Origin of the sequence: Thalassospira sp. (genome assembly GCF_030690045.1) — a bacterium.
GTDB lineage: Bacteria > Pseudomonadota > Alphaproteobacteria > Rhodospirillales > Thalassospiraceae > Thalassospira.
Genome location: NZ_JAUYHK010000011.1, coordinates 444,954 through 457,967 on the forward strand (window position 1 = coordinate 444,954; position 13,014 = coordinate 457,967).

Sequence of the window (13,014 nt, forward strand, 5' to 3'; positions counted from 1 at the left end):
GTGTATCAGATAATTTCAAAATAACGCTGCATTTCCCAGTCGGTGATGGCCTTGCGGAATTCGCGTTCTTCCCATTCGCGGGACTGGGCGTAATGTTCGACAAAATCCTCACCAAACAGGTTGTTGGCGGCCTCAGACTGGCGCAAACGCCCGGCGGCTTCAAACAGGGTGCGCGGCAATGACAACGCATCAGGGAATGTCTGGTCATAGGCATTGCCAACCACCGGTGCGGTTGGTTCGATCCGGTTTTCAATGCCCCACAGCCCCGATCCGATGCAGGCCGCAAGCGCGATATAGGGATTGATATCGGCCGCGGCAATCCGGTATTCGACCCGTTGTGATTTCGGACTGCCGGGAATAACGCGCAAGGCCGTGGTGCGGTTTTCCACCGCCCATGTCGCCGTTGTCGGCGCCCAGAAACCGGGGATCAACCGGGAATAACTGTTGACCGTGCAAGACACCATCGACAGAAATTCCGGCATCAGTTTTTGCTGCCCGCCAACAAACCAGCGCATTTCATCGGACATTTTATGGGGCTTGGTGTCATCAAAAAACACCGACCGGCCATCCTTGCCCTGCAAGGACACATGCATATGGCCCGACTGCCCCGGCCAGTCTTTTGACCATTTCGCCATAAAGGTCGCCATCCATCCGGCACGCTGCGCCAACACCTTGGTAAAGGTTTTAAACAATGCCGCCTTGTCCGCTGCCCTAAGCGCACTGTCATGCACAAGGGCGGCCTCAAGAACACCAGGGCCGGTTTCGGTATGCAGGCCTTCGATGGGAAAATCCATCGCATCGCCCAGTTCCAGCAAATCCTGATAAAATTCTGAATGCACCGAATTGCGCAACATCGAATAGCCGTAAAAACCCGGCGTGATGTTTTTCAGGTTGCGATAATTTTTCTCGCGCACACTGTGCGGCGTTTCTTCAAACAGGAAAAATTCAAATTCACAGGCCGCCGACACGCCATACCCCATATCGTCGGCTTTTTTCAGGACCCTGCGCAAATTGGCCCGCGGGCAAACCGCCTCGGCCGTGCCTTCAAATTCGCCCAGAAACAGGATGGTGTTTTCTTCCATCGGCAATTCGCGGCAGGTTTCCGGCAAAATCCGCGCCATCGCATCGGGATAAGCCGTGTGCCAGCCGGTGAATTTTGCGCTGTCATATAACTGGTCATTGGAATCCCAGCCCAAAACCACATCGCAAAAGCCAAATCCGCCCTCCAGCGCAGACAGAAACTTGTCGCGATGAATGTATTTGCCGCGCAAAATGCCATCAACGTCAAAAACCCCGACCTTGACATGTTTGATGTCGCGTTCCTCGATCAGCTTGCGGGCATCCGCAGCAGTTTTGACCTGTTTCGCCTCCATCGGCGACCTCCTGATTTTACGGCTGTTATTTTAAGAATACCGGCAGAATCCGGGCTGCCTGATCGTCACTGGCGACATGTAAAATACATTACATATTTAACGAAATAACTGCAATCTGATATTCATTGTATAATTCATTACATTTTTGGCAAAATGCCCGGCCCCTGCCATCTGCAAGGGGCCGGGCGTGCAGACCCTAGTAACGATAAGGCTTTCCGGCCTTTTCCATCACTGCGGCATATTGTTTGAAGATATCGACAACCTTGGCGCAACGCGGGCTGGTCTGGGCGATTTCATCCCAGAATTTCTGGGCTTCCTGCTCCACCGTTTTCCATTCTTCATCGGGGATGGAGGTCAGTTGCATCTTGGTGCCCTGTGTGCGCAGTTCGGCTTCGCCGCCCCAATACCAGTGCTGGCGATAATAGTGCGAACTGTCCATGCACAGCTTGAACAGAACCTTGAGATGTTCCGGCAATTCGTTCCAGCGTTCTTCGTTGGCAAAGAACGACCCGCACCATGCACCGGAAATATTGTTGGTCAGGAAATAGTTGGTCACATCGGCCCAACCCACCGTGTAATCCTCGGTAATGCCGGACCACGCGATCCCGTCCAGTTCGCCGGTCTGAACGGCGACTTCGATATCTTCCCACGGCAGGGTGACCGGAATCACGCCAAAGCGTGACAGGAACTTGCCCGCCGTCGGAAAGGTAAAGACCCGTTTGCCTTTCAGATCAGCAAGGCTGTTGATCGGCTCGACCGTGGCGAAATGGCAGGGGTCCCACGCCCCGGCACTCAGCCATTTCACCCCTTCAACCTCGCCATAAGCTTCTTCCCAGATTTCATTCAACCCGTATTGTTCAAACAATACCGGCACATCCAGGCTGTAACGGGTGGCGAACGGAAAATACCCGCCAAACACCGAAATATCGACCGGTGCGGCGATGGAATCGTCATCCGACTGCACCGCATCAATCGTGCCGCGCTGCATGGCGCGGAACAATTCGCCGGTCGGCACCAGCTGATCGGCGTAATAAAGTTCGATTTCCATTTCGCCATTGGCGGCCTTGTTAAAGGCATCAATCGCCGGTTTGATCACATGTTCGCCCAATGCCGGACCGGCATAGGTTTGCAAACGCCAGGTGATTTTGGCGTTCTGTGCCTTGACATAAGGGGCGGCAAAGGCCGTGGTGCCCGCAGCCGCGGTTGCCAGCGTGGCCTTTTTAAGAAAGTCGCGTCTTGAATTCATTTTATCGTCTCCCTGATCGGTAATTTGGATGGAACACAATTCCGGTAGTCAGCCCTGACCTCTGTGCCCAGGGGTCGCATGTTTTCTGGTCGCGATTTGAGCCTCCCTGATATTATTTGACCAATACGCCTGATTTTTCAGTTTCTTCTCATTATCGCCCGTAATGCCATTCCGGCAGCCACAGGGCAATTTGCGGAAACGCCATCACCAGAATCAGGGCCAGAACCATGACAAGGACAAAGGGCGTCACCGACTGATAGATATCTTTAAGCGAGACTTCGGGTGGTGCCATCGCCCGCATCAAAAACAGATTGTAACCAAAGGGCGGCGTCATATAGGCAATCTGGCAGGTGATGGTATAAAGCACCCCGTACCACACCAGATCAAAACCCAATGCCCCGACCAGCGGCACATAAAGCGGCGCGACAATCACCAGCATGGCGGTATCATCCAGAAACATGCCCATCAGGATGAAGGAAACCTGCATCATGATCAGGATTTGCCACGGCGTCAGTCCCAGCTGATCCAGAAAAAACCGTTCAATCGCCTTGACCGCGCCCAGCCCGTCAAACACCGCGCCAAAACACAGGGCGGCCAGAATGATCCACATGAACATGCAGGAAATCGACAGGGTCTTGCGCAGGGTTTCTTCCATCACCCGCCCGTTCAAACGGCGTTTGAACAAGGCCGCCAATGTTGCCGCTGCCGCCCCGACCGCCGAACTTTCAACAAGCGACGTCACGCCCAGCAAAAACAGACCGGTCATCGAAAAAAAGATAAACAGCGGAATCAAACCCGCCCGCAACAACCGGATTTTTTCACCCCATGTCACCCGCGCCCGTTCTTCCTTTGACAGGGCCGGGCCCATATCGGGCTGCAACCAGCACCGCACGACGATATAAAGAATAAACATCCCCGCCATCATCAGGCCCGGAATCGCCCCGGCCAGCCACAATTGCCCGACCGGCTGGCGTGCGATCATGCCATACAGCACCAGAACGACACTGGGCGGCACCAGAATGCCCAGCGAACTGCCCGCCTGTATCACCCCGGTCACCATGATCTTGTCATAGCCGCGCCGCAACAATTCCGGCAGGGCAATACTGGCCCCGATGGCCATCCCGGCAACACTCAGCCCGTTCATCGCCGAAATCGCCACCATCAGAACAATGGTGCCAATCGCAAGCCCGCCCCGCACCGGCCCGAACCACACATGGAACATCCGGTACAGATCATCGGCAATCCCGGATTCCGACAGCATATACCCCATATAGACAAACAGCGGCAGGGTCAGAAGCGGATACCATTTCATCAGCTTCATCGCGGCACTGAACGCCATTTCCGATCCGCCATCCCCCCACAGGGCCAGCGAAAACACCACGGCAACAAACCCGATTGCCCCGAAAACCCGCTTGCCCGTCAGAAGAAGCATCATCATCGAGGCAAACATCAAAAGCGCAATAAGCTCGTAACTCATTCAAGGCTCTCCCCGCAGGCGGTTGCCACATCCTTGAAGAAAATGGCAATCACCTGTAACAGCATCATAAAAACCCCGAATGTCATGACGATCTTGATCGGGGCCATCGGCGGGGACCATGCGGAATAACTGGTTTCGTTATATTCCAGGGCATATTGCGTTGACGAAATGCCGCCATACAGCAGGAACGCCAGATAAAACACCAAAAACAGAACGGTGATTGCATCGACAATCGCCTTGGTTTTTGGTTTCCATGCGCCATAAATCAGATCCATGCGAACATGCGAGTCAATCTGCATGGAATAGGCACCGCCCAGCAGAAAATAGGCGACCATCAAAAACTGCGCCATTTCCAGCGTCCACAGGGACGGAAAGAAAAACGTCTTGGTAATGGATGAATATAAAAGCACACCCAGAATCGCAAAGATCAGATACATGGCAAACCGGCCAATGATCCGGTTCACCTTCTCGACCCAGCGCACATAAAACTTAATCGCCTCTGGCATCATTCTTTCCCATTCGGAATGGCTCCCGGTTTTGTCCATCCGGTGCCGTGCCGCCCCCACCCGTCGAACACAGATTTCCGCCAACAGGACCTGCATCCTGCCTTGCGGAACTCATATGGCGATGATGGCTTTCACGCATGTAATGGCGTCCTCCCTGCATTGTCGTTACGACGGACGTTGTAACAATGCCGCCTCCCCGGCGGTCGGCCCTTTGGGCCTTGTGGCAGATGGTCCTTTGGACCTTTTTGATCTTGATCTGGCAAGGCAACCTGATGCCTCTGTAATGAACGTTACATGAGACGGCCTTTTCTGACAACATTGTTATTTATTGTAAAATTCGTTACAAATGGAATATGATATTGACAGGACACAGCAGGCAGAAAATCCCGGCCTGACGATGCAAAACCATGATCTGACAGGATATTTTTTGGATTCTTCGCAAAACACCACGCCCCCGACCGTTGCGGAAATGATCACGCACAAGGCTGAAAACCTGACGGCGTCCGAACGCAAACTCGCACAGGCCTTGCTGGGCAATTATCCGATGGCTGGTCTGGAAACGGTTGCAACCTTTGCCGAACGGTGCGGTGTCTCGGCCCCGACCGTGTTGCGCTTTGCCAGCAAACTGGGCTTTGAAAGCTATCCCGAAATGCAGGCCCGCCTGCGCGAAGAACTCGAAGCCCGCCTGCAATCGCCCCTCACCCGGTCCGCCCTGCCGCGCAACCGGGCGGCAACCGGCCATCCGATGGGGGTCTTGCTGCATCATATGGCCGAGGCAACCATATCAAACATCCGCTCGTCGCTGGCCAATATCGCGCCAACCGAACTTGAAGGGGCGATTGACCTTCTGGCGGATCGCCGCCGGTCGGTTTATGTGCTGGGGGGGCGGTTTTCATCCGCGCTGGCGGTCTATGGCTATGAACATCTGCGCTCGATGCGTGCCGATGTCCATCGCGTCGCCGGGCAAAGTTCCAAATGGACCGAAGATTTGCTCGATATCGGCAAACGCGATGTCCTGCTGGTCTTTGATGTGCGCCGCTATCAGAAAGACGTGATCAATTTTGCCGAAACCGCGTCGGAACAGGGGGCAAAAATCATCCTGTTCACCGATCAGTGGCTCAGCCCGATTGCCCGGTTTGCCCGCCATGTTTTCCCGGTGCGCATCGAAACTGGCACCACATGGGACAGTGCCGCGGCCAGCACGGTTTTGCTTGAAACCCTGCTCGAAGGGGTGGGTCGCCGCGACCCGGATCATGTCCGCGACCGGATCGAACATCTCGAACGGTTGCGGCGGCGCCCGTTAAACTGACGCCATCGGGTGATAACCTTCATACAAAAGATTGAAACACCGCGCCCGGCACGATAGCTTGGCAGCAGTTATCCCCCACACACCGGAGACCACCCCATGCATCCCTTTTTCATTTTCGTGAAATGCGACCTGGGCAAGGCCTATGACGTTGCCGCATCCCTTGTCGAAGAGGTCGAGGGTGTGTCCGAAGTCTATTCGATTTCCGGCCCGTTTGAATTGCTGGTGAAGGTTTATATCGAGGATGGTCAGGATATTGGCCGCTATGTAAACCAGTATATCCACGCCCTGCCCCATATCAAGGACACGCAGACGATCATCACATTCAATGCGTTTACCTGAAAACCATCGGAATTCAGACCATAAAGACCGCAGATAATCAGTTGCGCACAACGGCGCGGATAATATCGAGAATGATACCCGTACCCTGTTCAATCAGAACAACATCGTTGCCCGCAATCAGTCGTTCCGTTCCCGGATGAGGGCGCGGCAGGCGCGCAGCAAGATCGGCAGGTAAATCGCGTTTGGCTATGCCCGGCGGCAAGGTGCCACCGCGTTCCAGTTTCATGGCGATTCCGGGCGGCAAGCCGTGGTTGTTCTTGCCTTTGTTCCCCTTGTCACCCTTTTTGTCTTGCCGGGTTTCCTGACCGGTGATGACCTCCAGAACGTCGGCGATGATCTGGCGTTCTTCCTGACTGAAAAACACATTTCCGGTTTGCGCCCATGCACCGGTCGCAGATATCGTCATCACTATCGCGGTAAACGCCACCAGAACCGGCTTTAAAAAAAGCGCACGGGATTTTGACATTGCGTGTCCTTTTCGCAAAAAAAAGTGTTATATTTTATAAGACCCCGCAATAAAGGCCAAAATGAGTGATGCTGAAATAATATGCCACAGAACACGCAAAAAGGCTCCCGATGAGGGAGCCTTCTTCACTGGCGGGCAAGGAGGGATTCGAACCCTCGATGGGGCTTTTGACCCCATACTCCCTTAGCAGGGGAGCGCCTTCAGCCACTCGGCCACTTGCCCGTATTTTTCCGCCGTTTCATGCGGAACGCCGCCTTTCTTAAACATCCCCCCGGCCCCTGTCAATGCCAGAAAACCCGACAGGGGCGCGTTTTATTTTTTACTCTGCCAATCAGGCCCTGTCTGCCGCCGGACGGGCGTCAATTTGCGCCATACGACACGACATTGGCAAACTGTCTTGAAACCATCACAAAGCTGTCACCGCATGGAAAGATGATTCTGGCATAAGGTTTAACCGGAACGACCGCCACGATGTTTGTCAATATAACGGGATGGAGCACCATGCGTACCGTTTATCAAAGCACCGATGAAACCGGCCACACCCTTCGCACCCTGAAATTCCAGCGCGAAGACATTGAAACCCCGCTTTATCAGGGGATCGTCATCCGGGAACGCGAAGTTTTGTTCCGCACCCGCGAAAGTGCTTCTCGCGATTTTGTTTTGCAAAAAATCAAGGATTTTGTCGCGGCACACCGCCCGGCACCCGCACACCAGTCGGCCTGATGGCCGACTTTTTTTATGCCCGAAGCATCACAGTCAGATCGCGCCGGGGGGCGTGACTCCCCGTTCGCCCCTGAACTTGACCGCCAGTCCCGATTGACTGGCGGTCTTTTTATCGGGCTTCAGGCGTTTTTCGGCATCCGGGCACCGCGCCCGGCCCACATCAGCAAAACCGCAATCACCAGAACCGGAATCATGCCGATATTGATGGCATCCCACCCGGCCCCGACAATCAGCGCCCCCGATGCAAAAGACGCAAACGTCCCGACCAGCCCGTTGCCCAGTTCCATCGCGCCTTGGGCATGTCCGCGTTCTGCGGCATCGTGCCCCTCGCCCAACAGGGTTGTACCGGCCAGAAGCATCAGGTTCCAGCCCAGACCCAGCAAAAACGAACTGATCAAAAAGGCAATTTGATTTTGCCCCGACAGGGCCGCCGAGGCACTGAGAACCAGCACAACAACCCCCGCCAGCGCCATTTTGCGCGGACCATATCGATCCATCATCGGCCCGGCGGCAAAGGCGGGCAAAAACATGCCGATAATGTGCCACTGAATAACCTGTGCCGAAATACCGACATCAAAGCCGCAAAATGTCATCGCCAGCGGTGTCGCATTCATCACCAGAATCATGATGCCATGCCCGGCGGCACTGACCGCAATCGCCGCCCGGATTTGCGGCCGTTGCAGCAATTTCGCCATCACCCCCCATCCCCCGGCAACCCGGGCGGGAATACCCCCCTGCGGCAGGGCACACATCACGGCACAGGCCAGCAGGGCCAACCCCGCCACCACCAGATAAGATCCCAGAAACGGAATGACGATGGCATCGCGGGACCAGACGGCCAGCCCCGGCGCAATCAGGGCCGCAATGACCCCGCCGCCAACCACAAAGGCCGCCGCCCGGCCCTTTTGCGCATCCGGCACGGTTTCAAGGGCGGCATAGCGATAATACATCGCCGATGCCTGATAGGCCCCGATGGGCAGCGCCCCAAGGCAAAAAAGGGTAAAGCTGTCGGCATAAACGCCCCCCGCCGACACCAGCCCGCCAACAACGCCCAGCATCGCCCCGGCAACAAGGCCGCGCCGCCGTCCATAACGCTGCATGAACATCGATAACGGATGAACCGCCACCAGATTACCCAGCACCAGCAGGGCCAGAGGCAAGGTCGCCAGCGCCGCCACCGGGGCCAGTTGCATGCCAACCAGCGATGTCAGGGTAATACCGATCAGGGAACAGGACCAATACAATGCCTGGCCGATAAACAGCAGGCGCACCGATCCATTGGTCAGTAACATCATGTTGCCAACTCCGATAAATCAAAAGGGAATGAAAAAACCTGTTTCAGGCAGGCTGTCGCAGGCCGAACCGTTCGGCGTAGTCTTGCGGGGCAATCGACAGGTGACGATGAAAGGCCCGCCGCAGGGTTTCCGGGTGCCCGAACCCGCATAAACCGGCAATGCGCGACAGGGGCATATCCCCGTCCTGCAACAGATGGCGGGCCGCCTCAACCCGGATGCGTTCAATATAGCGTGCCGGGGTCATGCCGATATCGCGGGTAAAGACCCGGGAAAATGTCCGGGGGGACATCCCGGCACGACCGGCCAGATTTTCCAGCGACAAATCCCCCGCCAGATTCCCCGGAATCCATTCCAGCAATTCGGCCAATTGCGATGCACTGCCCATTGCCGGTGTCAGAAAACTGCTGAATTGCGCCTGCCCGCCCGGCCGTTTGAGGAACATCACCAACCGGCGCGCGACCGCAAGGGCAACCGCCCGGCCATGATCCGCCTCGACCAAGGCCAGCGCCAGATCAATCCCCGCCGTCACCCCGGCCGAGGTGAAAATATGCGCATCGCCATCCACCCCGTCCGGGTCATAGGTATGCAGGCGGTTTTCCGCCAACAACACATCGGGAAAACACCGCGCCATTTCCGCACAGCGCGACCAGTGGGTGGTTGCCATCCGGCCATCCAGCAACCCGGCCGACGCCAAAATCAGCGCCCCGGAACACACCGACCCCAAACGCGGCACCGCATGGGCCGCATCACGCAACCAGCCCTGCAAGACGGCATCATGGCGCAAGGCCTCCACACCATCGCCGCCAGGCACCAGCATTGTATCGATCATCGCCAGATCAAGATCGCCCCATGCCATATCGGCCAGCAAGGCAAACCCCGCCGATGTTGTTACCGGCCCGGCCTGTTGTGCGGCAATCTTCACATCATATCCGCCTGCCCGCCCCTGACGTTTCAATTCGTCATTGGCCGAGGCAAACACCTGAAGCGGCCCGGTAACATCCAGACTCATGACATTGGGAAAACACAGGCAAACAATCTGGCGACGCGACCGGGACATGGCAAATCTCCGTTATGACCGCCCCAGAATGCGTTGTTGCGGTCATGGCCGCAATGACAAACACCCCACCGATCTTGCCAAAAACAAAATCTGCGGGGTGTTTGATCCAGACAGGTTTTCCCGACGGCGTGCCGGGACTAAATACTGGCTAAAGCATCGACGGATACAGCCTGTTATTCCAAACAGGACCAATCGCAAACAACCTTATGCTTTATGCTTTATGCTTTTGATGCAATACGGTATCGCGGGCGGAACATGATCGAACGGATGTTTGGTCGCCTCAAGGACTTCCGGCGCATTGCTACCCGACACGACCAAAAGGCGGAAAATTTTATGGCCGCATTATGCCTTGCTGCTCTCATACGCTATTAAATTTGAATGAGTCTGGACCCTAATCACCAGACCCATTACGGGATAAAAACTTATGAAAAGAAAAATTTTAACATCATTGAAAAATCCCCAGAAGACAAAAAGAAATAATTGGCATTTTTCATGACAAAAACCAAAAACAAATATAATATACGAAATAAAAATTCCAAATATAATGTAAAAATAATACAAAAACATTAAATGAATTAATTTAATTATTACTCAAATTTGAAATTAAAAATAGGGTGCTTTCCCTTTTTCATAAAACTTAGTTTTATCTTCATCGCAAAAATTCTGTTATACAAAAAGATAAAATCATAGCGTGTGACAAAGATGCTACAACAGATGCCAATAGTGAAAATTTGTAATTTGGTTCCACCATAAAAGTTAGAAATAGAAAAAAACCACCCACTATAAAATTAACAAAGAACCCAAAACCAAATTTAAATTGAAAATACCACTTAAACGCATAATACCCTCCCCTCCCAATAAAAACAAAAAACAAAGAAAAGAAAGATACAAAGTACAAATACACCCCCTCAACACCATCTCGATTAACGTATGAATCATTAAAAATGTAACGAAATAACAAATAAACAATAATAATAATAAAAAAAACTGAACCAAATTTCGACAATTTTTCTCGTGACATCCCACCCATCAAAGGTTCCGAATAATCTTCTGGCAAGTACATTTTATCTCTCCCTCAAACTCTCATCCCGATACCGCAACATCGGACCGAGGATATACTCCAGCAAACGACGCTCACCGGTCTGGATGTCCGCTATAACCGTCATCCCCGGCTGCAACGGTGTATGCAGTCCGCGCACCGTTATATTGCTGTGCCAGTCCGACCTTGGCGAGGTAAACCGGCCCCGGTTTTTCATCAAGGATGGCATCGGGGGACACATCAATCACCGTGCCGTCAATCGCCCCGAACTTGGTGAACTCGAATGCCTCCACCTTGATCCGGGCTTTCTGGCCGATATCAACAAACCCGGCATCCCGATCGGCCTGCTTGACCTCTGCCACCATGCTGTCATCGAACGGATGTTTGGTCACCTCAAGCATTGCTACCAGATACGACAAAAAGGCGGAAAACTTTATGGCCGCATTATGCCTGCTGCTCTCATATGCTATTGGATTTGAATGAGTCTGGCCCCTAGAATCCACTGCGTTGCAACAGAGCATAAAAATCGCGAATCGCCCCTTCGCGGGACGGGGTATCTTCGATATCGTCCACAAGATGATCGGTGAAATTCTTTTGTTTCAAATAGCCAATGACGCGCTTGCGCGCCATGTCGGCCGATTTGCCTTCGATCAAAACCCCGCTGGAACAGAATTTCACCAGCATATAGGCGCGTTTGCGCAGATGCAGCGCCGGATTATCAATGCGTTCAATCACCTTTTCCCGCACCAGATAATCTGCCAGACCATTATCCAGATGGGTGCTGACATGGGTTTTGATATCGTCGGGCAGGATGGATTTGACGACAATTTCATTCATCCGTGTCACCAGCGCCATTTTATCGCGCGGCTTGGTCGATGTATCGCAAAAGGCCCGCAAGGCCCGCATATCCTTGACCGCTTCCTGTGCCATCACGGCCAGATCATCGGCGAAATCGGCGGCAATGCCGCTATCCCCGACGGCGACGATAAAGGACAGCTTGCGCCAGTTTGGCTGTAACCGGCCAACGATTTCGCTCACCCCTTCAATCATCGCCCGTGGCCCGCCGACATTGCGCAACCGTGCCCCGCGTTCGGCAAGGGCGGTGACCATCGGCACCCCGAAAATCACCCCTTCTTCTGTCACCAGACGATGCAGAATATCGCCCATCGGGTCGCCATCCGCACTATGGCGGGCCAGATCATTGGGGCTTTTGATTTCACGGGCGATATAGTCAAACAGGGCTTCTTGCGATTGCGGCAACAGGCCCGACCCGAAAAGCGGATTCAGCAAACCCAGAACATCGTCCGCCGCCCCGCGATTGCCACTGGCCCGGCCCAGCGCAAGGTCAATATGCAGGCAAATCGCCCCGCCAAAACTGCGCGACGGGCCCAGCAATTCCTTTAACGCAACCGGCGACCCCAGAATATCGGCAACCACACCATCGAGCAGCACCCGTGCCGCTTCATCGCGTTCATCGCCCTTGACCTTCAACGCCAGATCAAGTTTGGCAATCCAGTTGCGCGATGCCGATAATTGCCGTGTCAGGGCCACCATTGTCAGGAAATCAGTATCCTCGGCAAGCCCCAATCCCTTGATTTCGCGGCGGACTTCGGAAATCGTCGCGTCTTCAAATTGCGGCAGGTCGATTTCCTCGACCTCGCGGGCGCGCGATGCCAGCTGGTCAATCGCGGCATGAAGATTTTCCATGGCCTCGATATGGTTGCCCTCGGTCGCCTTGGCATGAATGCTGGCCACCCGGTCAACCGCACTGGGCAACAGGGTATCGTGATACATCAGCTTGCGCAGGTTCTGATAATTATACATCACCTCGCAAGGGGTCAGGACTTCCTGTTCAAAATATTTGCGCAACAACCGGTTGATGGTCGCGCGACTCTGGCCTTGCAACAGGTCGCTTGACGACTCACATAACGGGGCGTCATCAATCGGCGTAACGCGCACGTCACCGCCGGAATCTTCGCCCTTCCCGGTTTTTTCAAGAATGACTTTTTCGACATGCTTGCCGTCGCCGCGTTCCCAGTCGCGCACGACCCGAACCCCGGCAACCTTGCCTTTCAGCAAGGATTCAGCGGCGACAACGGCTTCTTTTTCGTCACGAAATGACGAATCGATAATCCAGCGATCACCCCGCTGGACACGTACTTCAAACGTCGTTACCGACATGAC

12 protein-coding genes, 1 tRNA gene and 1 pseudogene are annotated in these 13,014 nt (G+C 54.3%); 4 read left to right on the top strand and 10 right to left on the bottom strand.

Translation table 11 applies throughout. The features are described 5' to 3' along the window. Nucleotides 1-5: 5 nt before the first annotated feature. From Q8O73_RS08020 to Q8O73_RS08035, 4 genes are all read right to left on the bottom strand, one after another. Nucleotides 6-1,373, bottom strand: coding sequence for a glutamine synthetase family protein (locus Q8O73_RS08020; protein WP_305557269.1), 1,368 nt, complete (start codon nucleotides 1,371-1,373; stop codon nucleotides 6-8). A 196-nt stretch (nucleotides 1,374-1,569) separates the two neighbouring features. Then, the gene (locus tag Q8O73_RS08025) at nucleotides 1,570-2,619 is read right to left on the bottom strand and encodes a TRAP transporter substrate-binding protein (protein WP_305557272.1); all 1,050 of its coding nucleotides are present in this window, start codon (nucleotides 2,617-2,619) and stop codon (nucleotides 1,570-1,572) included. Between the two features lie 151 nt (nucleotides 2,620-2,770). Continuing rightward, nucleotides 2,771-4,096, bottom strand: coding sequence for a TRAP transporter large permease subunit (locus tag Q8O73_RS08030; RefSeq protein ID WP_305557275.1), 1,326 nt, complete (start codon nucleotides 4,094-4,096; stop codon nucleotides 2,771-2,773). Then, nucleotides 4,093-4,602 carry a TRAP transporter small permease subunit gene (locus Q8O73_RS08035; protein WP_305557278.1) on the bottom strand — a complete coding sequence of 170 codons (510 nt, stop codon included), beginning with the start codon at nucleotides 4,600-4,602 and terminating at the stop codon, nucleotides 4,093-4,095. Before Q8O73_RS08035 ends, Q8O73_RS08030 begins: the two co-directional genes overlap by 4 nt. A 427-nt stretch (nucleotides 4,603-5,029) precedes the next feature. On the opposite strand from Q8O73_RS08035, the gene Q8O73_RS08040 reads away from it, so the two are divergent. Together Q8O73_RS08040 and Q8O73_RS08045 are read left to right on the top strand one after the other, a co-directional pair. Continuing rightward, complete coding sequence (locus Q8O73_RS08040; protein ID WP_305557281.1) at nucleotides 5,030-5,911, top strand: MurR/RpiR family transcriptional regulator; 882 nt, start codon at nucleotides 5,030-5,032, stop codon at nucleotides 5,909-5,911. A gap of 96 nt (nucleotides 5,912-6,007) precedes the next feature. Then, complete coding sequence (locus Q8O73_RS08045) at nucleotides 6,008-6,250, top strand: Lrp/AsnC ligand binding domain-containing protein (RefSeq protein ID WP_305557284.1); 243 nt, start codon at nucleotides 6,008-6,010, stop codon at nucleotides 6,248-6,250. Between the two features lie 37 nt (nucleotides 6,251-6,287). Here Q8O73_RS08045 and Q8O73_RS08050 read toward each other — a convergent pair whose 3' ends face one another. Further along, nucleotides 6,288-6,716, bottom strand: a complete 429-nt coding sequence (locus Q8O73_RS08050; RefSeq protein ID WP_305557287.1) for a hypothetical protein — start codon at nucleotides 6,714-6,716, stop codon at nucleotides 6,288-6,290. A gap of 129 nt (nucleotides 6,717-6,845) precedes the next feature. Then, nucleotides 6,846-6,938: transfer RNA gene (locus tag Q8O73_RS08055), tRNA-Ser, on the bottom strand. A gap of 279 nt (nucleotides 6,939-7,217) precedes the next feature. Here Q8O73_RS08055 and Q8O73_RS08060 point away from each other — a divergent pair. Next, the gene (locus Q8O73_RS08060; RefSeq protein WP_305557290.1) at nucleotides 7,218-7,439 is read left to right on the top strand and encodes a hypothetical protein; all 222 of its coding nucleotides are present in this window, start codon (nucleotides 7,218-7,220) and stop codon (nucleotides 7,437-7,439) included. A gap of 119 nt (nucleotides 7,440-7,558) precedes the next feature. On the opposite strand, the gene Q8O73_RS08065 is transcribed toward Q8O73_RS08060, so the two are convergent. Together Q8O73_RS08065 and Q8O73_RS08070 are read right to left on the bottom strand one after the other, a co-directional pair. Next, nucleotides 7,559-8,734, bottom strand: coding sequence for an MFS transporter (locus tag Q8O73_RS08065; protein ID WP_305557293.1), 1,176 nt, complete (start codon nucleotides 8,732-8,734; stop codon nucleotides 7,559-7,561). A 43-nt stretch (nucleotides 8,735-8,777) separates the two neighbouring features. Then, nucleotides 8,778-9,791 carry a GlxA family transcriptional regulator gene (locus tag Q8O73_RS08070; protein WP_305557296.1) on the bottom strand — a complete coding sequence of 338 codons (1,014 nt, stop codon included), beginning with the start codon at nucleotides 9,789-9,791 and terminating at the stop codon, nucleotides 8,778-8,780. 225 nt (nucleotides 9,792-10,016) lie between these two features. Between Q8O73_RS08070 and Q8O73_RS08075 the strand changes: the two are divergent. Next, a pseudogene (locus tag Q8O73_RS08075) lies at nucleotides 10,017-10,163 on the top strand (IS5/IS1182 family transposase); the annotation flags it as partial. Nucleotides 10,164-10,925: 762 nt separating this feature from the next. On the opposite strand, the gene Q8O73_RS08080 reads toward Q8O73_RS08075, so the two are convergent. Both Q8O73_RS08080 and Q8O73_RS08085 read right to left on the bottom strand, forming a co-directional pair. After that, on the bottom strand, nucleotides 10,926-11,222 hold the full coding sequence (locus Q8O73_RS08080) for an HlyD family secretion protein (protein WP_305557299.1): 297 nt from the start codon (nucleotides 11,220-11,222) through the stop codon (nucleotides 10,926-10,928). A 100-nt stretch (nucleotides 11,223-11,322) separates the two neighbouring features. Beyond that, on the bottom strand, nucleotides 11,323-13,011 hold the full coding sequence (locus Q8O73_RS08085) for a hypothetical protein (protein ID WP_305557302.1): 1,689 nt from the start codon (nucleotides 13,009-13,011) through the stop codon (nucleotides 11,323-11,325). Between the last annotated feature and the right edge of the window lie 3 nt (nucleotides 13,012-13,014).

Bases quoted from the DNA above. Each gene is read 5' to 3' on its own strand.
- Q8O73_RS08020 (WP_305557269.1), bottom strand. From the start codon at position 1,373: ATGGAGGCGAAACAGGTCAAAACTGCTGCGGATGCCCGCAAGCTGATC.
- Q8O73_RS08025 (WP_305557272.1), bottom strand. From the start codon at position 2,619: ATGAATTCAAGACGCGACTTTCTTAAAAAGGCCACGCTGGCAACCGCG.
- Q8O73_RS08030 (WP_305557275.1), bottom strand. From the start codon at position 4,096: ATGAGTTACGAGCTTATTGCGCTTTTGATGTTTGCCTCGATGATGATG.
- Q8O73_RS08035 (WP_305557278.1), bottom strand. From the start codon at position 4,602: ATGCCAGAGGCGATTAAGTTTTATGTGCGCTGGGTCGAGAAGGTGAAC.
- Q8O73_RS08045 (WP_305557284.1), top strand. From the start codon at position 6,008: ATGCATCCCTTTTTCATTTTCGTGAAATGCGACCTGGGCAAGGCCTAT.
- Q8O73_RS08050 (WP_305557287.1), bottom strand. From the start codon at position 6,716: ATGTCAAAATCCCGTGCGCTTTTTTTAAAGCCGGTTCTGGTGGCGTTT.
- Q8O73_RS08060 (WP_305557290.1), top strand. From the start codon at position 7,218: ATGCGTACCGTTTATCAAAGCACCGATGAAACCGGCCACACCCTTCGC.
- Q8O73_RS08065 (WP_305557293.1), bottom strand. From the start codon at position 8,734: ATGATGTTACTGACCAATGGATCGGTGCGCCTGCTGTTTATCGGCCAG.
- Q8O73_RS08070 (WP_305557296.1), bottom strand. From the start codon at position 9,791: ATGTCCCGGTCGCGTCGCCAGATTGTTTGCCTGTGTTTTCCCAATGTC.
- Q8O73_RS08085 (WP_305557302.1), bottom strand. From the start codon at position 13,011: ATGTCGGTAACGACGTTTGAAGTACGTGTCCAGCGGGGTGATCGCTGG.